General features: G+C 65.8%; 19 protein-coding genes and 2 tRNA genes. 12 read left to right on the top strand and 9 right to left on the bottom strand.

Annotated features, from left to right (window positions below; genetic code table 11):
* Positions 1-354 (top strand): hypothetical protein (locus tag LR948_RS17560; RefSeq protein ID WP_232755395.1); only part of this gene is annotated, 354 nt, incomplete at its 5' end.
* Positions 355-2,014: 1,660 nt separating this feature from the next.
* On the opposite strand, the gene LR948_RS17565 is transcribed toward LR948_RS17560, so the two are convergent.
* Positions 2,015-2,983 carry an IS1595 family transposase gene (locus tag LR948_RS17565; RefSeq protein WP_232755396.1) on the bottom strand — a complete coding sequence of 323 codons (969 nt, stop codon included), beginning with the start codon at positions 2,981-2,983 and terminating at the stop codon, positions 2,015-2,017.
* Positions 2,984-3,427: 444 nt separating this feature from the next.
* Between LR948_RS17565 and LR948_RS17570 the strand changes: the two genes are divergently transcribed.
* Entirely contained in the window at positions 3,428-4,879 is a 1,452-nt protein-coding gene (locus LR948_RS17570) for a P-loop ATPase, Sll1717 family (protein ID WP_232755397.1), read from the top strand.
* Between the two features lie 379 nt (positions 4,880-5,258).
* Here the strand turns inward: LR948_RS17570 and LR948_RS17575 are convergent, their stop codons facing one another.
* Entirely contained in the window at positions 5,259-5,747 is a 489-nt protein-coding gene (locus tag LR948_RS17575; RefSeq protein ID WP_232755398.1) for a GFA family protein, read from the bottom strand.
* Between the two features lie 215 nt (positions 5,748-5,962).
* A tRNA-Phe gene (locus tag LR948_RS17580) sits at positions 5,963-6,037 on the bottom strand.
* A gap of 183 nt (positions 6,038-6,220) precedes the next feature.
* Here LR948_RS17580 and mnmH point away from each other — a divergent pair.
* Positions 6,221-7,288, top strand: coding sequence for a tRNA 2-selenouridine(34) synthase MnmH (mnmH, locus tag LR948_RS17585; protein ID WP_232755399.1), 1,068 nt, complete (start codon positions 6,221-6,223; stop codon positions 7,286-7,288).
* Positions 7,289-7,416: 128 nt separating this feature from the next.
* Here mnmH and selD read toward each other — a convergent pair whose 3' ends face one another.
* Positions 7,417-9,630, bottom strand: coding sequence for a selenide, water dikinase SelD (gene selD / locus LR948_RS17590; RefSeq protein ID WP_232755400.1), 2,214 nt, complete (start codon positions 9,628-9,630; stop codon positions 7,417-7,419).
* 179 nt (positions 9,631-9,809) lie between these two features.
* On the opposite strand from selD, the gene LR948_RS17595 reads away from it, so the two are divergent.
* The 5 genes from LR948_RS17595 to LR948_RS17615 all read left to right on the top strand — a co-directional run bounded on the left by LR948_RS17595 (position 9,810) and on the right by LR948_RS17615 (position 15,250).
* Complete coding sequence (locus LR948_RS17595) at positions 9,810-11,222, top strand: circularly permuted type 2 ATP-grasp protein (protein WP_232755401.1); 1,413 nt, start codon at positions 9,810-9,812, stop codon at positions 11,220-11,222.
* A 4-nt stretch (positions 11,223-11,226) separates the two neighbouring features.
* On the top strand, positions 11,227-12,180 hold the full coding sequence (locus LR948_RS17600; RefSeq protein WP_232755402.1) for an alpha-E domain-containing protein: 954 nt from the start codon (positions 11,227-11,229) through the stop codon (positions 12,178-12,180).
* A complete protein-coding gene (locus tag LR948_RS17605) occupies positions 12,177-13,013 on the top strand; it encodes a transglutaminase family protein (RefSeq protein ID WP_232755403.1) in 837 nt (278 codons plus the stop codon). Before LR948_RS17600 ends, LR948_RS17605 begins: the two co-directional genes overlap by 4 nt.
* Positions 13,014-13,110: 97 nt before the next feature.
* The gene (locus tag LR948_RS17610; RefSeq protein WP_232755404.1) at positions 13,111-13,830 is read left to right on the top strand and encodes a peptidase; all 720 of its coding nucleotides are present in this window, start codon (positions 13,111-13,113) and stop codon (positions 13,828-13,830) included.
* Positions 13,831-13,957: 127 nt separating this feature from the next.
* Positions 13,958-15,250, top strand: coding sequence for a M10 family metallopeptidase (locus LR948_RS17615; protein WP_232755405.1), 1,293 nt, complete (start codon positions 13,958-13,960; stop codon positions 15,248-15,250).
* A 166-nt stretch (positions 15,251-15,416) separates the two neighbouring features.
* Here the strand turns inward: LR948_RS17615 and rfbA are convergent, their stop codons facing one another.
* From rfbA to LR948_RS17635, 4 genes are all read right to left on the bottom strand, one after another.
* Positions 15,417-16,289, bottom strand: a complete 873-nt coding sequence (rfbA, locus tag LR948_RS17620; RefSeq protein ID WP_232755406.1) for a glucose-1-phosphate thymidylyltransferase RfbA — start codon at positions 16,287-16,289, stop codon at positions 15,417-15,419.
* Positions 16,286-17,128 carry a dTDP-4-dehydrorhamnose reductase gene (rfbD, locus tag LR948_RS17625; RefSeq protein ID WP_232755407.1) on the bottom strand — a complete coding sequence of 281 codons (843 nt, stop codon included), beginning with the start codon at positions 17,126-17,128 and terminating at the stop codon, positions 16,286-16,288. Before rfbD ends, rfbA begins: the two co-directional genes overlap by 4 nt.
* Entirely contained in the window at positions 17,125-18,165 is a 1,041-nt protein-coding gene (gene rfbB, locus LR948_RS17630; protein WP_232755408.1) for a dTDP-glucose 4,6-dehydratase, read from the bottom strand. Before rfbB ends, rfbD begins: the two co-directional genes overlap by 4 nt.
* A 100-nt stretch (positions 18,166-18,265) precedes the next feature.
* Positions 18,266-19,360, bottom strand: coding sequence for a DUF1972 domain-containing protein (locus LR948_RS17635; protein WP_232755409.1), 1,095 nt, complete (start codon positions 19,358-19,360; stop codon positions 18,266-18,268).
* Between the two features lie 243 nt (positions 19,361-19,603).
* Between LR948_RS17635 and LR948_RS17640 the strand changes: the two genes are divergently transcribed.
* The 4 genes from LR948_RS17640 (at position 19,604) to LR948_RS17655 (ending at position 22,592) form a co-directional block, all read left to right on the top strand.
* Complete coding sequence (locus LR948_RS17640; protein WP_232755410.1) at positions 19,604-19,903, top strand: ribbon-helix-helix domain-containing protein; 300 nt, start codon at positions 19,604-19,606, stop codon at positions 19,901-19,903.
* A 104-nt stretch (positions 19,904-20,007) separates the two neighbouring features.
* On the top strand, positions 20,008-20,403 hold the full coding sequence (locus LR948_RS17645) for a VOC family protein (protein WP_232755411.1): 396 nt from the start codon (positions 20,008-20,010) through the stop codon (positions 20,401-20,403).
* Positions 20,404-20,480: 77 nt separating this feature from the next.
* A complete protein-coding gene (locus tag LR948_RS17650; protein ID WP_232755412.1) occupies positions 20,481-21,005 on the top strand; it encodes a Twin-arginine translocation pathway signal in 525 nt (174 codons plus the stop codon).
* A gap of 18 nt (positions 21,006-21,023) precedes the next feature.
* On the top strand, positions 21,024-22,592 hold the full coding sequence (locus tag LR948_RS17655; protein WP_232755413.1) for a GMC family oxidoreductase: 1,569 nt from the start codon (positions 21,024-21,026) through the stop codon (positions 22,590-22,592).
* A 228-nt stretch (positions 22,593-22,820) separates the two neighbouring features.
* Here the strand turns inward: LR948_RS17655 and LR948_RS17660 are convergent.
* Positions 22,821-22,894: transfer RNA gene (locus LR948_RS17660), tRNA-Cys, on the bottom strand.
* Positions 22,895-22,945: the final 51 nt, after the last annotated feature.

Here is a 22,945-nt window from a genome sequence, read left to right on the forward strand (position 1 = left end):
CCCTTTCGTGACATCGCAGTGTCCCGCGCTTTTTTCCTTTCCGACCAGCAGAATTATGCCGAGCCATCAAGCGCGTTCTGGACACTACAGCATGCCGAGCCACGTAAGGAGAATAGCTTGAGGAAAAAGATGGTTTGTTTTCCAGGATCATTGAGACCACCAAAGCCGGTCCGACGCTCGGGAGTTGGTGGCGGGGCTCGACGTGTTGGCGAGGTTGATAGGCGGGATGTCGCATCGGAGAAGTCTCCAACGTCAGAGCAACTGGTCCTTACTCAGCGCGTTCTGGTGGTTGGGATCGCCGTTCTGGCGATTTTGGTTACAGCATCGGCCTTCTACGCAGTCTTCTATTTGTAGCGCACTGGATATCCGGCGCAGCCGACAGACGGAGTCGCTTGCTCGCCTTCCTTCCGAGACACGACATACAACCTAAGCGGATTGATGCGTGCGTTGACAGGCGCTGATCTTCTCAGAAGATGAGGTTGGCCAATGTTGCAGCCGCGGTAAGATATCCAAAGCGCCGCGTCCGAATCATCGAGATACACTTATTTAGCCATGGCGCGTGACGCAGCTGACCTTAGACAGCACGCATAGGCATGCTATGATCGCATCAACAGTTCCAAGGTATCTGGAAATTCTGCTCCGAAGCCAAAGCGTCAACTCCGAGCGATGGGTGGCGCGCCAACATGAGGTTGAGTGCAAAAACCACAAGTCACGCGCCACCCTGGGTCGTGTCGTTACCCGTGGATGACCCTCACACAATCGAACCCACAAATAAAGATGGAAATATTGGCATGGCTATATGGTTCACTGCTACTTGTTGGGATACATGTATACCGAATGGTGGCGACAGCAGGGCGATCCCAAAGATAAATGCAACCGCAAGCTACACCCAAACGCGGATGACATTTGCGAAAAACCGTTCCTCGCGATCCAGCGTCTCAAGCTTCTTGGTTAATATCGGGTCATCGATCTCATCGGCGTCCAACAAGAACTAGCTGGATCCGCCCGGAGCGTTTCGAGCGACTGCATGCTTCAGTTGGCTAATTGCAAGGTGCCGAAGCCCGTGCCACTTCCGCGCGCTCCGGCTTTGGCGCTACTGTTCAGTGTTTGAAGCGTTCAGGGGGTGATCGTGTGTCTGCAACTAAGAGATGAGAGGCAGTTGTTTTAGGGGGCACACGCTGAGGTTGAAAGTCTGACTGGCCCAACAATGACCCTTCGAACGCATAGGCTCGTGCGGCCGGACCGGCGGCCACGCTTACCGCAGGACAAGATTCGGAGGAATAGACTTTATAGGTGACCTGTCGCCAAAAAGTGGCGCGCCCGACCTGAAGAGGACTAGGAGCCGGTCGCGCCACTAGTGCACCATCGAACCATGGTGCCTTATCGTCGCACAGCATGAGGCCTCGGGAAAGCCCGTTTTCCTTTTGGGAACTCACAGCCGAGCCTTTGCGTTCACCAACATTGGCGTTCTTGCTAGCAACACGAAAATTGAACACTGCGAGGCAAGAGGCATTCGAGGACTAGGTTGACCCGACGTAGCCTCAATCTAGTTCCGACATCGAAAAATTTGAAGTCTTTCAGTGCGGGCGCAGCTCGTTGCGCCGTTGCTTGTAAATCTACGCTGGGGGTGGCGATGAAGCGCAAGGCAGGCTCGACCTGTGACCAGGGCGAGAACGGGCACGGTCGCGGTGACACAGGCCAAGCGAAGTGGCGGCAAACGCCCAGCCGTGAAACTTGGCACCCGACGGAGAAGCGAACCAAGGATTTCGCGCGGGAAGAACGTGCGTCGGCGCGGTCATTTTGGGCTATGCTTGTGGCTTGCTTCGCCTTGGCTGCAATCTTTATTGCGAGCCTATGAAAGGTGACAGCACCCATTGAAACCGTTTTATTGCACATTTGCCTAAGGATATGAAGCTCCTTAATGGTTCCCGCTTATCCACCGAAGAAAGCAGCGGCGTTACGGCCAGCATAGCCCATATTCCTTCGAGTGGCGGACTTGCTTTCCGACCGCACCTTAAAGCAACACGCGCATCTGGTCGACCACCGGGATCGGCTTCCAGATCGTCGTCGAATTCTCCCGGTCGAAACCGGCCTTTGTAGTCCATTGCTTGACCACTTCCCGAACCGGGTCGCGATGGTTCCACCGCCAGACAATCTCGTCGAGGTATCGCTGAAGGTGTTGTCGACCGAAGTTGTGGTAAACCTCGACCAGAGCGCGCTGCACCTGTGAGATGACTGCTTCGGCCGTGTTGACATGGGCGCCGGTCTCCGGGTTGGCGTATTCGTGCTGGCTGTGGATTACACGATGGTGCTCCTCCATCGTCGCGCCAATGCCGAGGTAGCTCGTGCTCCCATCCGTCATGAGCGTGATGTCCTTGGAGCCAATCCGGCCCGCAATGATTGTCTCCAGCGAGGCGCGCTGGTCATCGGAAACAACCTTGGCGCGCGCCTGTCCGTCGCGAGAGGCCGCTACGAAGATCATCGGCTTTCCGGTGCCCTTACCCCTTGGATTGTAGGCCCCCGAGAGGGATTTAGGGGCTCCGCCGACATAGGCCTCATCCACCTCGACGATGTCCTCCAGCGGCAGCAGCTCCGCGTTCCGGTCGTCCATCATTTCCCGGATGGCATGCCCCATCTTCCACGCGGTCTTTTGGTTCGCGCCGAGCAGCCGCGCCATCACGACCGAGGAGATACCTTTGCTCGATGTGAGCACCAGGAACATCGCGCAGATCCATATACGCAAGTCGAGCTTGGTGCCGTGCATCGGGGTCAGCGTGGTGACCGTGAACTGGCGGCGACAGTCTCGGCACTGGTAGAGCCCCGGTCGGCAGCTCCGGCCGCGCAGCGCCGAAGAGTCCACTGACCCGCAATGCGGACAGTGCCTGCCGGTCGACCATATGATACCCTCCAGGAAGCGGCGCGCGTGCATCTCGCTCGGCATCCGCTTCCAGATGTCAGGGATCGACTTCAGTTCAGTGATCATCAGGGCTCTCCGCTCGTTCCGCCAACCGAGCAATGTTGGCCCGGCGGGTGTTCAGCGAAGAAGAAATCTGGAAAATCGCGCAAAATGCGGCGAGATGGCGGAAAAGCTAAGCCAGGTCAGCGCCTTGCGCTATTAGCTGCTTTTTCTCGTGGATAAGCGGGTAATGGTTTGAGATAAAATTAGAAAGTCGTATTCCTCAAAGAAAGGAAGGGGCACGCTGGATGTAAGCGATCTTGGTGCCGACCGACGGGGCCGAACCTGCCAAGCTCAAGCAACGGATTACCTAACTAGCTTTCAGCATTTTGTATTTCGATGCTCGGGGCGGTCATGGGGCGCTGCCGCAAGGCTGCGCGCCTCGCCAGTTGGCGCGCGTGCCGCTCACGGCCCTTTACAGCCGCCCAGAAATCGGCACCATCAGCAGGGTTGTGAAAGGATCTTTTACGTATGCCTGCAAACCTGCGCGATCTGGACAGTTTCGGTGAAGTAGCGGCAGAAGATGACGCCATCCTACTAAACTACTTCCTTTCAACCGATACTGTCCAACGGGTCGAAGAAGGAGGCGCATTTCTTGTTATTGGTCGAAAAGGAGCGGGCAAGACTGCAATTGTTCGCTACTTTACAGAAGGCAATGAAAGGGACCGATCACGGGCGCTGAACCTTCGCAACTATCCGTGGAATGTCCATGCATCGCGCATAGATCGTGGTGCGGATGCTGTGGATGCATATGTCGCTTCGTGGAGATACTTGATCGCCGTCCAGATTGCTGCTTGGGCCCTCGAGAATTCCCAAGCAACATTCAATGACAACCAGCGCCCTTTGAGGGAATTTCTCGAGGCAAACTATGGCGGGCCCCGACCAAAGCTGTCTGACATCATTCGACCAGCCAAGCTGCGAGTTCGAGGGTTCAATGTTGCGCCTCAGGTCCTGGGCAACGCGCTTGGATCTGTCGATCTTGAACGCGGTGAGGGCGATCATAACCTCGGAATGGAGCTCGAGGCGCTGACGCAAGCATTACTCCAAAGTGCTGTTGCCGTTATGCGGGAGTGCCGGCTTGGAGCGTTCTACCTGCACTTCGATGAACTGGATGCTGGGCTCGAAGAGGTGAACGAGACGCGGAAGCAAATGCTGATCGGTCTCATCTTGGCGATCCGAGGGATGCGGCGCGAAATGGTGGCTCTGGAGGCCGAAGCCAAGCCGGTTCTCTACCTACGAACAGACCTGTGGGACGATCTAACCTTCTCAGACAAGAACAAGATCACTCAAGGGCAATCTGTTTTGATTGAGTGGACCCCGGATCAGCTGAAGGATCTGGTCAACGTGCGCCTCCGGTCGAAGCTCGGCGATGATGTCGCGTGGGGAAATATCATCGACGAAGATCTGATGCGAGGATCGCAGCCGAAATGGAACCATATCGTCGCTCGGACCTTGCGGCGGCCGCGAGATGTCATTCATTTCTTGAACGTCGCTCTGCGTGTTGCCAAGAGGCGAGACGATGCCGAACTCATATTCAGTAATCGCGACATTGTGGAGTCGAGGACCGATTACTCAGCCTACCTGAAGCGGGAACTGGACGACGAGATCTTGCCCCACTGGCGCCGATGGGAGGAAGCGCTTCAGACTCTTTCAGCCATTGCTACGGAGACCTTCAGTGCCGAGGGTTTTGGGGAGGAATACCCACGCAAAAAGTCGGCGGGGAATCCTTGCGACGCTGGGGAAGCGCTGAGGTTGCTGCACAGGTTCTCGGTGATTGGCTACTTGAAACGCAGTGGCTACGGCGGATCAAGTTGGGCGTTCATGTATGAAGAACCTGATCGCGGTTGGGACGCGCATGCAACTCAGTTCAAGGTGCATCCCGGACTGAAGGAGCACGCTGGGTTGCGTGAGGAGCGTAGGTAACCGCTCTGCCCTCTGCCCACCGACACGGGCCCGTTCGACGTTCAAGTTTCCCTACCAGGGAGGTTACCACTGTCTGCTACAAAGCGAACCGCTCTCTCGGCGCCCCTTCGCAGCGAATTTCTGCTTTCCGCCCAAAACGACCGTTCTGGTGGCGGAAAGCTTCGCAGTTGCAGCATGGGCAGGTATGTGATGATCGGCCTGGAGCGGACCCTAAATCGGTCTTAAGGATGCTGCAGTCCCCAGCTCAATGCAGACCTTGACGTAACACGCATAGGCTACTCGCTTTAGTGACTGGGAACCAGACAGGGCTACTGCGGAACATTCGATCCAATTCGGTTTCGTGGCAATGGCATCCGGTGCCCGGTCGCTCCTAACCGCGTCAGCCGCCCACAATGTGAGGTGAAGCGTGTGTGGTTGGTTCGAGCGGAGTTCCGTCGTTCTCGGTCGCATGGCGGTCGAAGGTCTTGAATCCTGTCGGCAAGATCGTCCCTGGCTGCGCCTCGGAGACGAAGATATGTTTAGTGTTTTCCGTTGTTGCCGACACAGCCGAAGGCATATCCAGCGTCCCTGCGTATATGCCGATCCGATCGGGCCAGCGCTCGAAGGTCAAGGCCAGCTTGGTGCCGCAGTCAGAGCAGAAATGCACGCTTATTTCTTTGCCGCTTCCCTCCGAGGGGAGGGTAAAAACAGCGGGCATTGCGTTCTTGAATGCGAATGACGAGCGCTCGAAGATCGGCTCGATCATCCGGTCCGATCCCGTGGCGCGCTGGCAGAACCGGCAATAGCAAACAGTGATCCAAAGCGGGTCATTACCAGTGTCGTAGCTGATTTTGCCGCAAAGACAGCGGCCCTCGTGTCCAGCAGACATGTTTCCCTCCCTTGCCCGCGCGGATCAGATAGATCGAGATCAATATTGGAACGGAAAGACCTGTATCGGCAATACAAAGAGCGGGATGAACGGCAGCTTCTCAACATTCTCTATTGAGGGTGCGCACCCGCAGAGAATGTCTGGTCCCCGCCAAAGGCGATCCAACGGCCGAAAGCGCCCACTGCGTTAGGACACAATATATCATATCGGTAAAATGGTGCCCGGGGGCGGAATCGAACCACCGACACGAGGATTTTCAATCCACTGCTCTACCCCTGAGCTACCCGGGCACGGGTGAGGGCTGACCCTCGGGTGAGGCGGGGTCTAGCCAAAGGGCGCACGGGTGTCCAGAGGCTCCGGGGCAAAAAATTCCGCCGTCGCGGCATCCGCCGCGGAAGACCCGAGGGCAGGGCGCCCGCGCCCCGCGGGCAAGAGGCTTTCCCTCCAACGGGCAAGGGGCTAGATCGGGGATCATGCCCATCGCACCCGACAGCCTTCCGGCGCTTCTCGACCATGGTTTCGACACGGTGATCGACGTGCGCTCGCCCGCCGAATTCGCCGAGGACCACGTGCCGGGCGCGATCAACCTGCCGGTGCTCGACAACGCCGAGCGCGCGCGGGTGGGCACGATCTACAAGCAGGAGTCGCCCTTCAAGGCGCGCAAGATCGGCGCGGCGCTGGTCTTCAAGAACGCCGCGCGGCACATCGAGGGGCCGTTGGCCGGCCACGAGGGCGGCTGGCGTCCGTTGGTCTATTGCTGGCGCGGCGGGCAGCGTTCGGGCTCGCTGGCCTGGATGCTGAAAGAGATCGGCTGGCGCTCGGAGGTGATCCAGGGCGGTTACAAGACCTACCGGCGGCTGGTGACGGCGCGGCTCTACGACCAGGGGCTGGGGCTGCGGCTGGTGCAGCTCGGCGGCTATACCGGCACCGCCAAGACCGACCTTCTGCACCGGCTCGCGGCGCGGGGCGTGCAGGTCATCGACCTCGAGGGGCTGGCGCGGCACCGGGGCTCGCTCCTCGGCGACCGGCCGGGCGGGCAGCCGAGCCAAAAGGCCTTCGAGAGCGCGCTGGCGCGCGAGCTCCTGGCGCTCGATCCGGCGCGGCCAGTGGTGGTCGAGGCGGAATCGAGCAAGATCGGTCAGGTGATCCTGCCGCCGGCGCTCTGGGCCGCGATGAAGGCCGCGCCCTGGATCGAGGTTTCGGCGCCGGTCTCGGCGCGCACGCATTACCTGGTCGAGGCCTACGAGGACGTGCTGGCCGACCCCGAGCGCCTGCGCGACAAGCTTGCGCCGCTGCAGCGGCACCGGGGGCGGGCGCTGATCGAGACCTGGTTCGAGCGCATCACCGAGGGCGACCAACCGGGCCTCGTCGAAAGCCTGATGACCGCGCATTACGACCCGGCCTACGACAAGTCGATGAAGGCCATGGCACCGGAAATTGCGGCGCGGATCGAGATGGCGCGGCTGGACCCGGAGGCGCTGGAGAGGGCGGCGGGCGATATCGCGGCGGCGCTGGAGCGGATGCCGAAGGTCTGGGCTTAGGGCCGGCGGGCTGGTTGCGCCTGTCTTTCCAAACGGCGCATTTATTATTTTAATTCAGTGGATTGCGGGGTGGAGCTCATCCATTGCGGCAAGCCTCAACCATCCACCAGCGGGCCACCGCCCCCACCTCACACCACGTCCACGCGCCCGACGCTCTCGGTCAGCGTGCCGATCTCTTCCGCGGGATAGCCCGCCTCGCGCAGCGCGGCGAGGGCCGGGCCGGTGGCCTCGGGCGGCAGGGCGGCGAGCATCCCTCCGGCGGTCTGCGGATCGAAGAGCAGCGCGTGGCGCGGGCTCTCGGGCAGATGTGGCGCGACGCGGCGGTTCTCGCGGTAGAGCGAGGAGTGATGACCCGCCTGCGCCAGCGCCTCGGCCCCGGGCATGAGCGGCACCGAGGCCAGTTCCAGCCGCAGCCCGCAGCCCGAGGCGGCGGAGATATTCACCGCGTGGCCGATCAGACCGAAGCCCGTCACATCGGTCATCGCACGGGCCTCGCCCAGGCAGGCGGCGGCGCTCCATTGCTCGCGGCACATCATCTGCCAGCACTGCGCCACGGCGCGGCCCGGCGCGGCGCTTAACATCTCGGCGGCGAGGATCGTGCCCGAGCCGATGGGCTTGGTCAGCACCAGCCGGTCGCCGGGCCGGGCCCCGCTCAGCGTGATCGGCGCGCGCTCCAGAAGGCCCGTGACCGAGAAGCCCACCGTCAGCTCGTCGCCGATCGAGGAATGGCCGCCCACGACCTCGGCCCCGGCGGCGGTGATGACCTCGGCGGCGGCGGCGGCGATCTCGGAGAGCGTGCGCCCGGTCAGCGCGTCCGAGGCGCGCGGCAGCACCAGGTTCAATGTCGCGGCCTGCGGCGCGGCGCCCATGGCGAGGATGTCGCCCAGGGCGTGATGCGCGGCGATGCGGGTCATCAGGACCGGGTCCTCGACGAAGGCGCGCAGGTGGTCGGTCGAGAGCACCTGCCGGGTGCCGCCGGTCTCCAGAAGCGCCGCGTCGTCGCCGGGCAGGGCGGTCACATCCCCGCGCCGGGGCGGGCCCAGGACCGAGAGCGCGCGCGACAGCGTGGATTGCCCGACCTTGGCGCCGCAGCCGCCGCAGAGCGGCTTGTCGCCAAGCGCCTCCTCGAGTCCCGCGGCGCGGATCTTCGGCGGCGCGGCGAGCGGCATGGCGGGCAGCTCGCGGAAGCGTTGCATGAACTTCAGGTCGATGTTGGTCTTCCAGCGCCAGACCCAGGCGCCCGAGAAGGTCAGCCCGAAGCGCTCGCCCATGGCCGCCTGACGGCCCAGCGAGACGAGCTTCAGGTAGTCGCGCTGCGGGCGGTAGGGGCGCATCTCCCCGGCGCCGAGCGTGGCGCGCAGGTTGTCGTAAAGGACCGGCGCGGCGCGCACCGCGTAGACGCCTGCCTTGGGGCGCGGGGCGAAGGCCAGATGCGCGCAATCGCCCGCTGCGAAGATCGCCGGATCGCCGCTTTGCAGGTGTTCGGAGACCGAGAGGAACCCCTGGTCGTGCGGCAGGCCCATCTCGGCCACCCAAGGGTGCGGCCGGGCCCCGGCGGCGCCCACGACCAGCGCGGCAGGCAGTTCGCGGCCGTCCGAGAAGACCACGCTTTGCGGCGTGATTTCGGAGATATCCGCGTATTCCGAAACCCTTATGCGGTAGTCCTCAAGTGCCGCGCGAAGCCGCGCGCGGGCCCGGCGCGAGAGCCCCGCGAGCAGCGTCTCGCGTTCGAGCAGCACCACCTCGGCGGGCCTCTGGCGCAGGGCATGGGCCATGGCCAGCGCCAGCTCGACGCCCGCGACCCCGCCGCCGATCACCACCACCCGGGCCGGGCCGCTTTCGGCCAGGAAGCGCTGCCAGCTCTCGCGGTCGGCGGCGCGCGGGCGGCCGGTCTCGGTCTCGGCGAGGAACCGGCGCCAGCGGTCGGCGAAGGGACCGAGCGGCTTGGCGCCCACCGCGTGCTCTCCGAAGCCCTTGAGCCCGGGCATGGCCGAAGTCACGCCCACGTCGAGGGACAAGACGTCGTAGCCGACCGGCGGGCGGCCCGGCACGGTCACCTCTCGCGCCGCGGGCGAGACCGCGGTGGCCGCACCGAGGATCAGCCGGGCGCCCGCGGCGCGCGCCAGCCGCACCAGGTCGATGTCCAGCGCCTCGCGGGTGTAATGGCCCGCCACATGGCCCGGAAGCATGCCCGAATAGGCGGTCACGGGGCCCGGGTCGATCAGCGTCAGCCGCGCGCCCGGCAGCGGGTCCATGGCCCATTTGCGCAGCACCAGCGCATGGGTGTGCCCGCCGCCCACCAGGACGAGGTCACGGGTCTTCGGCAGCGGCGGCTGATGCATCTCGGGTCGACCTCCTGACGGCGGAGCCTGCGGGTTGCGCCGCCTTACGGCAAGCGCAATTGGACCGCAAATTTCGGGCCTTGCGACCCGGATGTTCGGCTGCGAGACCCGGCGCCACGCCGAAAGCATTGCCTTTCCGGCCCGCAGCGTGTGTCCTGACGGGGCAGTGAGGAGTTCGAATGCCAGAGACCTTCAACGAGATGATCGACGGCGGGCAGGTGCGCCCGGCCTACCAAAGCCTGGAGCGGTGGCAGAACGAGATGCCCGCCGACCTGAGGCAGATGAAACAAAGCGAGGCCGAGGCGCTGTTCCGCCGGGTGGGGATCACCTTCGCGGTCTACGGCGAGGGCGGCGACCCCGAGCGGCTCATCCCCTTCGACATGTTCCCGCGGGTCTTCACGGCTGGCGAATGGCGCAAGCTGGAACGCGGGATCAGGCAGCGGGCGGCGGCGCTCAACGCCTTCCTGGCCGATGTCTACGACCAGCGCGAGATCATCCGCGCGGGCAAGATCCCCGAACATCTCGTCACCCATAACGAGGCCTTCGAACGCGCCGTGGTGGGCATGCGCCCGCCGCGCAACGTCTGGAGCCATATCGTCGGCGTCGACCTGGTGCGCACCGGGCCCGACCAGTTCTACGTGCTCGAGGACAACTGCCGCACGCCCTCGGGCGTCTCCTACATGCTGCAGAACCGCGAGATCATGATGCGGATGTTCCCGCATCTCTTCGTGGAGAACCGCATCGCGCCGGTCGACGGCTATGCCGATGCGCTGCGCCACACGCTGGCCTCGGTCGCGCCGAAGAAATGCGACGGCGATCCGACGGTGGTGATCCTCACGCCGGGGCAGTTCAACTCGGCCTATTACGAACATTCCTTCCTCGCGGACCTCATGGGGGTCGAGCTGGTCGAAGGGCAGGACCTCTTCGTGGAGGGCGACTTCTGCTGGATGCGCACCACCGAGGGGCCGAAGAAGGTCGACGTGATCTACCGCCGGATCGACGACGCCTTCCTCGATCCGCTGTGCTTCCGGCCGGACTCGATGCTGGGTGTGCCGGGGCTGATGAACGTCTACCGCTCGGGCGGGGTGTCGATCTGCTCGGCCCCGGGTGCGGGTGTCGCCGACGACAAGGCGATCTACACCTTCGTGCCCGACATGATCCGGTTCTACTTGGGCGAGGCGCCGATCCTCGAGAACGTGCCGACCTGGCAATGCGCCAAGCCCGACGAGTGCAAATACGTGCTCGAACATCTCTCGGAGCTGGTGGTCAAGGAGGTGCACGGCTCGGGCGGCTACGGCATGCTCGTCGGGCCCAAGGCCGACCAGAGCCAGATCGAGGCCTTCCGCCACAAGATCACCGAGAAGCCCTGGAACTACATCGCCCAGCCGACGCTGGCGCTCTCGGCCTGTCCGACCTTCGTGGAAGAAGGCGTGGCGCCGCGCCATGTCGACCTGCGCCCCTATTGCCTGGTCGGCGAACGTATCGAACTCGTGCCCGGCGGCCTGACCCGCGTGGCCCTGAACGAGGGATCGCTTGTCGTGAACTCGAGCCAGGGCGGCGGCGTCAAGGACACCTGGGTCCTGGCGGAGTGACATCATGCTGAGCCGCACCGCATCACACCTTTACTGGATGGCCCGCTACATCGAACGCGCCGAGACCACGGCGCGGCTGTTGCAGATGGGCGCAAGAAACGCGCTTCTGCCGGACATCGGCGGGGGCTTCCGCAACGACTGGGAGGCCGTCCTCCAGGCGCTTGGCCAGCTCGAGGCCTTCCGCGAGAAATACGGCGACCCCGTGCAGCGCAACGTCGAGACCTTCCTGTTCTTCGACGCCTCGAACCCGGCCTCGGTCATGTCCTGCTTCTCGGCGGCGCGCGAGAACGGGCGGGTGGTCCGCACCGCGCTGACGAGCCAGGTCTGGGACGCGATCAACACCACCTTCCAGGAGATGCAGGCGCTGCACCGGATGGAGCGCTCCAAGCTGATCGTGAACGAGCTGGCCGACTGGACGCTGCGCTCGGGCGCGCTGATCCGCGGCGCCATCGAAAGCACGCAGCTGCGCAACGACGGCTTCCGCTTCATGGGGCTCGGCCATTCGATCGAGCGCGGCGACAACACCGCGCGGCTGCTCGACGTGAAGTATTACGTGCTGCTGCCCAGCCTCTCCTACGTCGGCTCGGCGCTCGACCAGTCGCAATGGGCGACGCTTCTGCGCTCGATGCATGCGCATCGCGCCTTCGTCTGGACCTACAAGGGCGAGATCACCGCCGCCAAGATCGCGCATCTGCTGATCCTGAACCGGCAGTTCCCGCGCTCGCTCCTCTCGGCGACCCAGGCGACGGTGGACCACCTCGACGCGCTGGCGCGCGGCTACGGGATCACGCCCAAGGCGACCTCGCTGGCGCGCGGGCACCTGGGCGAACTGGCCGAGGCCCATGTCGAGGACATCTTCGACGAGGGCCTGCACCAGTTCCTCCTGCGCTTCATGGGCCGCAACGGGGAAATCGCCCAGGCCGTGCAATCGAGCTATCTTGTGGGGGTGCCGGAATGAAACTCAGCGTCAGCCATGTCACCCGCTACGTCTTCGAGACCCCGGTCACGCGGTTGATCCAGTCGCACCGGCTCACGCCCTCGCGCTGCGCCAACCAGCGGGTGATCTCCTGGGAGGTCAACATGCTGAAGGCGGTGCGCGGCGCGGCCTTCCGCGACGGCGCCGGCGACTGGACCGAGACGGTCAGCGTCGACGGGCCGCTCGATGCCTTCGAGATCGAGGTCACCGGCGAGATCGAGACCGAGGATTTCGCCGGCGTCCTGCGCGACCACCGCGAGAAGGTGCCGCCCTCGGCCTATCTGACGCCCACCGCGCGGACCTGGCCGAGCCAGCCGCTGCGCGAGCTGGCCGAGGACACTTTGGCCCCGCTCGACGGGCGGCCGGCGATCGAACGCGCCCACGCGCTCTCGAACGCCGTGGCCGATGCGGTGGAATACGTCCCCGGCGAGACCGAGAGCCTGACCACCGCGGCCGAGGCCCTGGAAGGCGGCAAGGGTGTCTGCCAGGACCAGACCCATGTGCTGATGGCCGTGGCGCAGATGTCCGGCGTGCCGGCGCGCTACGTCACGGGCTATCTCTTCAGTGCCATGCCCGACCATATCTCCGAGGCGAGCCACGCCTGGGCGGAGCTTTACGTGGATGACCTGGGCTGGGTCGGCTTCGACCCCTCGAACCGGGTCTGCCCGGATGACCGCTACATCCGCCTGGGCTCGGGCTACGATTCCCAGGACGCGGCCCCGATCCGGGGCGTGGTCTCGGGCGGGGCGGGCGAGCGGCTCGACGTCAGCGTGAAGGTGCGCGACATCGCGGCCAGCGAGCAACAGCAGCAGTAGGACAGGGGCCCCCGGGGCGGGCTGCCGTGGCGGCGGCATTGCGCCCGGGGGCGGCTTGGCAGTATCCCTCGACGGCTGCTGGAATAGGAATGATTCGATGACCTATTGCGTGGGTCTCCTGCTGAACGAAGGCATGGTGCTCCTGGCCGACACGCGCACCAACGCGGGGCTCGACAACATCTCGACCTACCGCAAGATGTTCACCTTCGAGGCGCCGGGCGACCGGGTCGTGGCGATCATGACCGCGGGCAGCCTCTCGGTCACCCAGACCACCATCGCGCGGCTGACCGAGGCGATCGAGACCCAGGACGAAAGCCGCTCGATCATGCATGCGCCTTCGATGCTGGGCGTGGCCGAGATCGTCGGCACCACGCTCGGCGAGGTCACCCACGAGGTGCGCGGCAAGATGCAGCGCCAGGACAGCGTCTCGGCCTCCATGCTGGTGGCCGGCCAGCGCCGCGACGGCGGGATGCGGCTTTTCCTGATCTACTCGCAGGGCAATTTCATCGAGGCCACCGCCGAGACGCCTTACCTGCAGATCGGCGAGCACAAGTACGGCAAGCCGATCCTCGACCGGGTAATCACGCCCGAGACCTCGCTGGCGGATGCCGAGAAGGCGGTGCTTCTGTCGATGGATTCGACGCTGCGCTCGAACCTCTCGGTGGGCATGCCGCTCGACCTCGTGGTGATCGGCAACGATGCGCTGGAGATCACCCGCGCGCGGCGGATCGAAGCCGAGGATCCCTCGTTCCAGCAGATGAGCCAGGCCTGGTCCGAGGCGCTGCGCCGCGCCTTCCAGGAGATCGACGCGGCCTGAGCGTTTCCATTACGGAAAAACTGCGGAGCCGGGCATCAACGTGATTGCCCGACGCGGGGGCATGTGGATAAGATTCTTGCGATCCTGTCGGTTCGCCGCAGCCCCAGCGTGAGGCACGTCTTTTCCCATGTGTATCTACTGCGACAAGTCCGCCGCCATCAATGCCGAGACCAACACGGGCGCGGGGGGCTGGGCCGGGCTGGCCGCGACCTCGCCGCTGCCGACCACCTACACCGACGCCATCGACTGGGGCACCCAGGTGACCTCGGGGCAGGTGAACGGCGACGGCGACATGGTCATCGACTATTACTTCGCCCCCGAGGGCGAGCGCTTCGGCTTCTTCACCTGCGAGGAATGGACCGACTACGAGAAGGCCCAGGTAGAGGCCGCCTTCGACACCTTCGAGGTCTTCCTCGACGTCGAATTCGTCGAGACCACCAACCCCGGTGACGCCGAGTTCGAACTGCACAAGTTTGATGCGAGAGACCTCTTTCTCGGCGTGATGAACCCGCCCGGCCTTTTCAACGAAGGCGACGCGGGCTTCAGCAGCACCGGCATCGGCTGGAACGACCCCGGCGCGCTCGAGCAGGGCGGCTTCAGCTTCGGCATCCTGATCCACGAGTTCGGCCACGGGCTGGGGCTGGCGCATCCGCATGACACCGGCGGCGGCTCCTCGGTCCTGCCGGGGGTCTCCTCTAGCGCGGACACCGGGCTTTTCGACCTCAACCAGGGCGTCTACACGATGATGTCCTATATCGACGGCTGGGCGACCAACCCCGACGGGGCGCTCTCGCCGGTGGTGACGGCGGACTACGGCTACCAGGGCACGCCCATGGCGCTGGACATCGCGGTCCTGCAGGACAAATACGGCGCCAACATGGACCATGCCACGGGCGACGACACCTATACACTGGCCGATGTGAACGCGCCGGGCACCTTCTACAGCTGCATCTGGGACGCGGGCGGCACCGATGAGCTGCGCTACGACGGCAGCGCCGACGCGGTGCTGGACCTGCGGCCCGCCACGCTCGAAGTCGAGGAGGGCGGCGGCGGCTGGATTTCCTACGCCGAGGGCATCTACGGCGGCTACACCATCGCCAACGGCGTGGTGATCGAGAATGCCACCGGCGGCTCGGGCGATGACGCGCTCGTGGGCAATGCCGCCGACAACGTGCTGACCGGCGGGGCGGGGGACGACACCTTCATCTTCGTCGAAGGGCAGGGTGGCTACGACACGATCACCGACTGGGGCAACGGCGACGACCAGCTCGACCTGTCGGACTACGGGCGGATCGGGCTGCGCAACTTCTCCTTCGACCGCACGCCGGAAGGCTTCGAGCTGAGCTTCTTCGACCAGACGATCCTCTTCGAGGGCATCGGCGCTTCGACCACCGCGGCGGAGGCGGAGTATCTGGTCTGAGGCGGGGGCTGGTTGGTGTGTCGGTCTGTCCGGCGGTGGAGTGATCCTGGGCGCGGGCTTGGGCTCACGCTGCGGCGGCCGTGCGAGGGTCGCGCGGTACATCAACTGCACCTTCTAAGGCATTGATTAAAAGGGTAAGCCGCGCCGTCTCACCGGCGCCACCCCCTCAATCAATCAGCCGTTTCAGATACCGTCCGTAGTCATTCTTCCCGAAGGACTCCGCCCGCGCCGCCACCTGCGTGGCATCCACCCAGCCGGCCATATAGGCGATCTCGTCGGGATTGCCGATCTGCAGCCCCTGCCGCTCGACCAGCGTGCGGACGAAGTTGCCCGCGTCGAGAAGCGAGCCATGGGTGCCGGTGTCGAGCCAGGCATAGCCCCGCCCCATGCGCCGCACCTCGAGCTGGCCTTCGTGCAGATAGCTCTCGAGCAGCGTGGTGATCTCCAGCTCGCCCCGGGCCGAGGGGGTGACCGCGCGGGCGCGCTCGGGCGCCGTGCCGTCGAGGAAATAGAGCCCCGTCACTGCGTAGCGCGAGGGCGCGACCTCGGGTTTCTCGACGATCTCGGTGACCCGGCCCTGAGCGTCATAGGCGACCACGCCGTAGCGCTCGGGGTCCGAGACCTGGTAGCCGAAGACCGTGCCGCCCGTGGTCCGCCCGTCGGCCTCGGCCAGAAGCTCCGGCAGCCCGTGGCCGAAGAAGACGTTGTCGCCCAGGACCATGGCCGAGGGCGCGCCGTCGAGGAACTCCTCGGCCAGCAGATAAGCCTGGGCCAGCCCCTCGGGCGCGGGCTGTTCGACGTAGCTCAGGGACAGCCCCCATTGCGCGCCGTCGCCCAACGTCCGGCGGAACTGGTCCTGGTCCTGCGGCGTGGTGATCACGCAGATCTCGCGGATGCCCGCCAGCATCAGCACCGAGAGCGGGTAGTAGATCATCGGCTTGTCGTAGACCGGCAGGAGCTGCTTCGAGACCCCCATAGTGATCGGGTAGAGCCGCGTGCCGCTGCCGCCGGCGAGGATGATGCCCTTGCGCTGGGTCATGTCATCTCCTTCAGGATAAGGCTCAGATGGTGGCGCCAATCGGGCCGGGAGAGGCCGAAGGTCGCCTCGGTCGCGCTGGTGTCGAGCCGCGAGTTGGCGGGCCGCCGCGCCGGGGTCGGATAGGCGCTGGTCGGGATGTCGCTGACCCTGCAGTCGAGCCCGGCCTCGGTGAAGATAGCGCGGGCGAAATCGGCCCAGCTCACGTCGGGTGCGCCCGCGAAATGGTAGGTACCGGCGGTCTCCGGCGAAGCGATCAACGTCTCGGCGATGCCCAGGCAGGCCTCCGCGATGGCCGCCGCCGGGGTCGGCCCGCCGACCTGGTCCGCGACGATGTTCAGCGCCTCGCGCTCGGCCCCGAGCCGCAGCATGGTCTTCACGAAATTCGCGCCGGTCGCCGAGAAGACCCAGGAGGTGCGCAGGATCACATGCACCCCGCCGGCGGCGCGCAGCGCCTCTTCGCCGGCGAGCTTGCTTTGGCCGTAGACATTGAGCGGTCCGGTGGGATCGCCGGGGCCGAAAGGCGCGCTGCCGCTGCCGTCGAAGACGTAATCGGTGGAGATATGCACCAGCGGCAGGCCCCTGGCGGCACAAAGCGCCGCGATCCGGCCCGGGGCCTCGGCGTTGAGGGCGAAGGCGGCCTCGGGCTCCTCCTCGGCGCGGTCGACCGCGGTGTAGGCGGCGGCGTTGATCACTGCGCGCGGAGCCACGGCGTCGAGCGTCGCCTCCAGCGCGCCCGCTTCGGTCACGTCGCAGGCCGCCCGTCCGCGCGTCACCACGCCGGGATGGCGGGCGAGCGCCGTGGCGACCTGGCCGGTCTCTCCGAACACCAGAAGGCTCATGCCCGCGTCCCCAGCCGTTCGCCCACGCCCCCGCGGGTCAGCAGCGGGCGCCACCAGTCCTCATGCGCGAGATACCAGTCGACGGTGCGGGCCAGCCCCTCGGACAGCGTGACCGAGGGCTGCCAGCCCAGCTCCTCGCGGATGCGGCTGGCGTCGATCGCATAGCGCAGGTCGTGGCCGGGGCGGTCGGCCACGAAGGTGATCAGATCGGCATGGGGCGCGCCCCCCGGACGGCGGGCATCGAGCAGCGCGCAGATCTCGCGCACCAGCTCGATATTGCTGCGCTCGTTGTTGCCGCCGATGGCATAGCTGCGTCCCTGTGCGCCGCGCATCAGCACGGTCAGCAGCGCCTCGGCGTGATCCTCGACATAAAGCCAGTCGCGCACATTGGCGCCCGCGCCGTAGACCGGGATCGGCGCGCCGTGCAGGGCGTTCAGGATCACCACGGGGATCAGCTTTTCGGGGAAGTGATAGGGCCCGTAGTTGTTCGAGCAGTTCGAGAGCACCACCGGCAGCCCGTAGGTCTCGCCCCAGGCGCGCACCAGGTGGTCCGAGGCGGCCTTGGAGGCGGAATAGGGCGAGCGCGGGTCGTAAGCCGTGTCCTCGGTGAAATGCCCGGTCGGGCCGAGTGAGCCGAAGACCTCGTCGGTGGAGACGTGGTGGAACCGGAAGTCGTCGGGCCGGCCGCGGGAGACCCAGTAATCCCGCGCGGCCTCGAGCAGGTGGAAGGTGCCGGTGACATTGGTCTCCATGAAGGCCGCGGGCCCGTCGATCGAGCGGTCGACATGGCTTTCGGCGGCCAGGTGCATGACGGCATCGGGGACATGCGCGGCGAAGACCCGGTCGAGCGTCGCGCGGTCTCGGATGTCGGCCTTCTCGAAGGCATAACGCGGGTTCTCGGCGACCTCGGCGACATTGGCGAGGCAGGCCGCATAGGTCAGCGCGTCGAGGTTCACCACCTCATGCCCGCGCGCGATGGCCAGCCGCACCACCGCCGAGCCGATGAACCCCGCGCCGCCGGTGACGAGAATCTTCATGCCGTCCGCCTCCTTCTGTCGCGCGCTCCCGCGCCTCAGCGTTAGCGGGAATATGCGCGCAAGACCATTGAGCGCGGGGCGCGCGCGGTGCGGTTGTGGCCTAATCGCTGCGCGGGGCGAGCAGGTCGAAATAGCCCTCGGCGATCTCGGCCCAGCGGTAGCGGGCCCGCGCCAGCGCCGCGAGGGCCCGGCCCTGGTCGGCGCCCTCGGGAGCCAGAAGGCGCGGGGCCTGGGCGGCGAGGCTCGCGCCGTCCTCGAAGTAGAAGGCCCGCCCCGCCGTGGTCTGCCGGTTCGAGGGCGTGTCGCAGGCCAGGACCGGCACCCCGAAGAACATCATCTCGACCAGCGAGGGATTGGTGCCCCCGGCGGAATGGCCGTGCAGATAGGCCCGCGCGCCCTCGCGGATCCAGCGCAGCGGGCCCGGCGCATAGGTGGCGGGCAGAAGGTGCAGCCGCGGGTCCTCCCGATACCGCGCCAGGAGCGCGCGGCCATGGGCCGTGTCCTGCCAGTTCGAGACCACCACCAGGGGCAGATCGCTGGCCCCGGGCCAGGTCTCGAGGATCAGGGCGAGGTTGTTCTCGGGCTCGGCCCGGCAGATCGCCAGCGCGTAATCTTCGGGGAGGGTCACCCCCGGCAGCGGCTCGGGCGGATGGGCCAGCGCCTGGTCGCCGCCATAGGCCAGCACCTGCGGCGCGCGCCCGTAGCGGGTCAGAAGGCCCTCGGCCACCGCCGGGTTGTCGGCCACGAGGGCATCCGACCAGCGCACCGCCGCCGCCTCGGAAAGCCGCAGGACGATGCGCGCGAGCGGCCCCCATTTCGCCCGCCGCCATTCGCAGCCGTCGACATTGGTGACGATGCGCGCATCGCTCAGTCGCCGCACCAAGGGCAGGGCCCAGGCGCCCGAGACACCCAGCAGCAACACCGCGTCGTCCCCCCGCCGCGCCGCGTCGAGAAGCGCCAGCGCATCGTAAAGCACCGATTCCGCGCCATTGGCCCGCAGCGGCAGGTAGCGCAGCCGGGCGCCTTCGCACTCCGCGCGCCGGGGCATCTGGCGTGCCGAACAATAGACCGCCAGCGCCGCATTGCCGCGCCGCGCCGCATGGTGCCGCGCTAAGGCCTCGGCCAGCGTCTCGAAGCCGCCGTAACAGGCGGGAATGCCGACGGTGCCGACGATGGCATAGCTGGCGGCGCGCATGGCGGGGCCCCTCGGGACATGGGTCAGAGGGCCCATCCTCGCGCCAAGGGATGTGGGTTTGGTTAACGGCGGTGAAGCGCAGCCAACCCGCAAGGCCCGGCGCAGCCCCCCACCTCACGCACAGATGATCCTCGCGCGCGACCAAAGTCGTAGAGCGTCGCGCTCCCCGGAGACGCGATCCGTATTAGGATGAACCACCCAGCGGTGACATGCATAAACAAGAATACGACAGGGAGGACCGTCATGTGCCAGGTATTCGCGGGCCAGGACCCGCAGCGCTACAAATCCGCGACCCGGCGGCTGCGGCTCAACGGGCAAAGCACCAGCATCCGGCTCGAGAACGCCTTCTGGGACATCCTCGACCGCATCGCCGAGCGCGACGGCGTCTCCACGCCGCACTTCCTGTCGCAGCTGCATGCCGAGGTGCTCGAGACCCGGGGCGAGCCCGAGAACTTCTCGTCGCTCCTGCGCACGACGGCGCTGATCTTCGTGGGCCAGACCGCCGCTGAAGGGCCGGGCGACAGGACCATCGCGGCGGAATGAACCCCCGCCCGGGCCGCCCATCGGCCCTGTAGTAAGGGTTTACTACCCGCCGCCCGTGGATCCGGCCGATCCTCTTCCCGACACGATCACCACGGGGAGCAGGCATGGCCAAAGCCATTCACAGCATGATCCGCGTTCTCGACGAGGCGCGGTCGATCGCATTCTACAACACCGCCTTCGGGCTCGAGGTCGCCGACCGGCTCGACTTCGACGATTTCACCCTGGTCTACCTCAGGAACGCCGAGAGCGATTTCGAGGTCGAGCTGACGGTGAACAAGGGGCGCACCGCGCCTTATGACCTGGGCGACGGCTACGGACACCTGGCGGTCTCGGTCGCCGATCTCGATGCCGAACACGCCCGCTTCGAGGCCCAGGGCCTCAACCCCCGGAAACTGGTGGAATTTGCGCCCGGCGGCACGCTGGTCGGGCGGTTCTTCTTCGTGGCCGATCCCGACGGCTACCAGATCGAGGTGCTCGAACGCTCGGGCCGCTTCACGTGAGCTGAGACAGTGGTGCGGGGCGCGCCTGAGGCCGCGGCCCACGCCTTCCATTCGGTCCATCAGAGGGAGGAGAACTCATGACCGAGACCATTCACATCCGGAAGATGACACGCCGTCAGCTTCTGTCGCGCGGCGTTGCGGCGGGGGCGGGGCTGGTCGTCGGCTCGGGCTTCGTCGCCGGTCGCACTGCCGCCTGGGCGACCGAGATGAACGCGCTCAAGCCGGAAACCATGGCGACGCTCATTCAGATGGCGCGCGACATCTACCCTCACGACAAGGTCGGCGACGAATATTACGCCGCCGCGGTCAAGGGTTACGACGTCCCCGAGGAGGCCGAGTTCACCGAGGCCGGGATCCTGGCGCTCGACGAGGCGGCGCAGGCACGGGGCCACGCGGGCTACCTCGCCATCGGCTGGGAGCGCGACCGCGTCGACGTGCTGCGCGCCATGGAGGACACGGCCTTCTTCCAGCGCATCCGCGGCGGGCTGGTGACCGGGCTTTATAACCAGAAGGCGGTCTGGCCGATCTTCGGCTACGAGGGCGAGTCCTATTCCAAGGGCGGCTACATGTACCGCGGCTTCGACGACATCGCGTGGATCTGAGGCAGGGGGAGAAGAACCATGGCTGCACCTTTTGACATGAGCGACGACAACGTCGTCGTCATCATCGGCACGGGCGCCGGCGGCGGCGTCCTGGCCAACGAACTGGCCCAGAAGGGCGTGAGCGTCGTCGCCCTCGAGGCTGGCGGGCGCTACCTGCCCGAGGATTACATCAACGACGAATGGGACAGTTTCGGCCAGCTTGCCTGGCTCGACACGCGCACCACCTCGGGCAGCTGGCGGGTCTCGGACGACTTCCCGAACCTGCCCGCCTGGATCGTGAAGGCGGTGGGCGGCACCACGACCCATTGGGCCGGCGCCTCGATCCGCTTCCAGGAGCACGAGTGGAAGGCGCTGACGAACTACGGCGCGGTGGAGGGCGCGAACCTGCTCGACTGGCCGATCGACGGCAGTGAGATGGCGCCCTGGTACGACCTCGCCGAGAAGAAGCTCGGGGTGACGCGCACCAACGGGCTCGAGGGCCTGCCGGGCTGCAACAACTACAAGGTCTTCGAGGCCGGGGCGAAGAAGCTCGGCTACAAGGAGGTCCACACCGGCCGGATGGCGATCAACAGCCAGGAGTATGACGGCCGCATGGCCTGCCAGCAGACCGGCTTCTGCTTCCAGGGCTGCAAATGGGGTGCCAAGTGGTCGGCGGCCTATACCGACATCCCGCGCGGCGAGGCGACGGGCAACCTCGAGGTGCGCGAGAAGGCCCATGTGGCGCGCATCCTGCACGACGACAGCGGCAAGGTGACGGGGGTCGAGTATTTCGATGCCGAGGGGAATCTGCAGATGCAGCGCGCCCGGGTGGTCTGCGTCGCCGGCAACTCCTTCGAGAGCCCGCGGCTCCTCTTGAACTCGGCCTCCTCGATGTTCCCCGAGGGGCTGGGCAATTCCTCCGGGCAGGTCGGGCGCAACTACATGCGGCACATGACCGGCTCGGTCTACGGCGTCTTCGAGGAGCCGGTGCGGATGTGGCGCGGCACCACCATGGCCGGGATCATCCAGGACGAGGCGCGGCACGACCCCTCGCGCGGCTTCGTCGGCGGTTACGAGCTCGAGACGCTGTCGCTGGGCCTGCCCTTCATGGCGGCCTTCCTCGATCCCGGCGGCTGGGGGCGCGAGTTCACCACCGCGCTCGACGCCTACGAGAACATGGCCGGCATGTGGATCGTCGGCGAGGACATGCCGCAGGAGGGCAATGGCGTCACCCTTTCGGAGGCCGAGGACCAATACGGGCTCAAGGTCGCCAACGTGCATTTCGACGATCACCCCAACGACGTCGCGATGCGCAACCACGCCTATGCCCAGGGCGCCAAGGTCTACGACGCGGTGGGCGCGACCCGGACCTTCCCGACGCCGCCCTATCCCTCGACCCATAACCTCGGCACCAACCGGATGTCCGAACGGCCCGAGGACGGGGTGGTCAACCGCTGGGGGCAGAGCCACGACATCGAGAACCTCTTTGTCTCCGACGGCTCGCAGTTCACCACCGGGGCTGCCGAGAACCCGACGCTGACCATCGTGGCGCTGGCGATCCGCCAGGCCGACCACATCGCCCGGGAGATGTCGGCGCAGAACCTCTGAGCACCCGAGGAGGTTCGCTTAGCGGCGCGGAGGAGGGCTCTCCGCGCCGTTTTTTTGGGGTTTGGGAAGGTGGTTGGGGTGTCAGCTAAGCGGCGCGCTTGGCCACCCGAACCAAATTCGCTGCTGGCTCAGACCGGCGCAAAGTTCGCCGCGCGCGCATCTCCCGCGCAGCGCCACTGAGCGCACCGAAGGCGCGCGACAAAGCCACTGATTTTCCGGGGGGGAAGGTGGAGGCGAGTACCGGAATCGAACCGGTGTACACGGATTTGCAATCCGCTGCGTAACCACTCCGCCAACTCGCCGTCGCTTCGTGCTGGAGAGGGCTTAACGGCTTCCTCGGCTGCCCGCAAGGG

The organism is Roseivivax sp. GX 12232 (genome assembly GCF_021272185.1).
Lineage (GTDB): Bacteria > Pseudomonadota > Alphaproteobacteria > Rhodobacterales > Rhodobacteraceae > Roseivivax.

Excerpts from the sequence above, each read along its gene's own strand:
- LR948_RS17655 (WP_232755413.1), top strand. The coding sequence starts at position 21,024 with ATGGCTGCACCTTTTGACATGAGCGACGACAACGTCGTCGTCATCATC.
- LR948_RS17595 (WP_232755401.1), top strand. The coding sequence starts at position 9,810 with ATGCCAGAGACCTTCAACGAGATGATCGACGGCGGGCAGGTGCGCCCG.
- LR948_RS17635 (WP_232755409.1), bottom strand. The coding sequence starts at position 19,360 with ATGCGCGCCGCCAGCTATGCCATCGTCGGCACCGTCGGCATTCCCGCC.
- LR948_RS17610 (WP_232755404.1), top strand. The coding sequence starts at position 13,111 with ATGACCTATTGCGTGGGTCTCCTGCTGAACGAAGGCATGGTGCTCCTG.
- LR948_RS17570 (WP_232755397.1), top strand. The coding sequence starts at position 3,428 with ATGCCTGCAAACCTGCGCGATCTGGACAGTTTCGGTGAAGTAGCGGCA.
- LR948_RS17650 (WP_232755412.1), top strand. The coding sequence starts at position 20,481 with ATGACCGAGACCATTCACATCCGGAAGATGACACGCCGTCAGCTTCTG.
- LR948_RS17565 (WP_232755396.1), bottom strand. The coding sequence starts at position 2,983 with ATGATCACTGAACTGAAGTCGATCCCTGACATCTGGAAGCGGATGCCG.
- LR948_RS17640 (WP_232755410.1), top strand. The coding sequence starts at position 19,604 with ATGTGCCAGGTATTCGCGGGCCAGGACCCGCAGCGCTACAAATCCGCG.
- mnmH (WP_232755399.1), top strand. The coding sequence starts at position 6,221 with ATGCCCATCGCACCCGACAGCCTTCCGGCGCTTCTCGACCATGGTTTC.
- LR948_RS17645 (WP_232755411.1), top strand. The coding sequence starts at position 20,008 with ATGGCCAAAGCCATTCACAGCATGATCCGCGTTCTCGACGAGGCGCGG.
- LR948_RS17600 (WP_232755402.1), top strand. The coding sequence starts at position 11,227 with ATGCTGAGCCGCACCGCATCACACCTTTACTGGATGGCCCGCTACATC.
- rfbB (WP_232755408.1), bottom strand. The coding sequence starts at position 18,165 with ATGAAGATTCTCGTCACCGGCGGCGCGGGGTTCATCGGCTCGGCGGTG.
- rfbD (WP_232755407.1), bottom strand. The coding sequence starts at position 17,128 with ATGAGCCTTCTGGTGTTCGGAGAGACCGGCCAGGTCGCCACGGCGCTC.
- LR948_RS17605 (WP_232755403.1), top strand. The coding sequence starts at position 12,177 with ATGAAACTCAGCGTCAGCCATGTCACCCGCTACGTCTTCGAGACCCCG.
- selD (WP_232755400.1), bottom strand. The coding sequence starts at position 9,630 with ATGCATCAGCCGCCGCTGCCGAAGACCCGTGACCTCGTCCTGGTGGGC.
- LR948_RS17615 (WP_232755405.1), top strand. The coding sequence starts at position 13,958 with ATGTGTATCTACTGCGACAAGTCCGCCGCCATCAATGCCGAGACCAAC.
- rfbA (WP_232755406.1), bottom strand. The coding sequence starts at position 16,289 with ATGACCCAGCGCAAGGGCATCATCCTCGCCGGCGGCAGCGGCACGCGG.
- LR948_RS17575 (WP_232755398.1), bottom strand. The coding sequence starts at position 5,747 with ATGTCTGCTGGACACGAGGGCCGCTGTCTTTGCGGCAAAATCAGCTAC.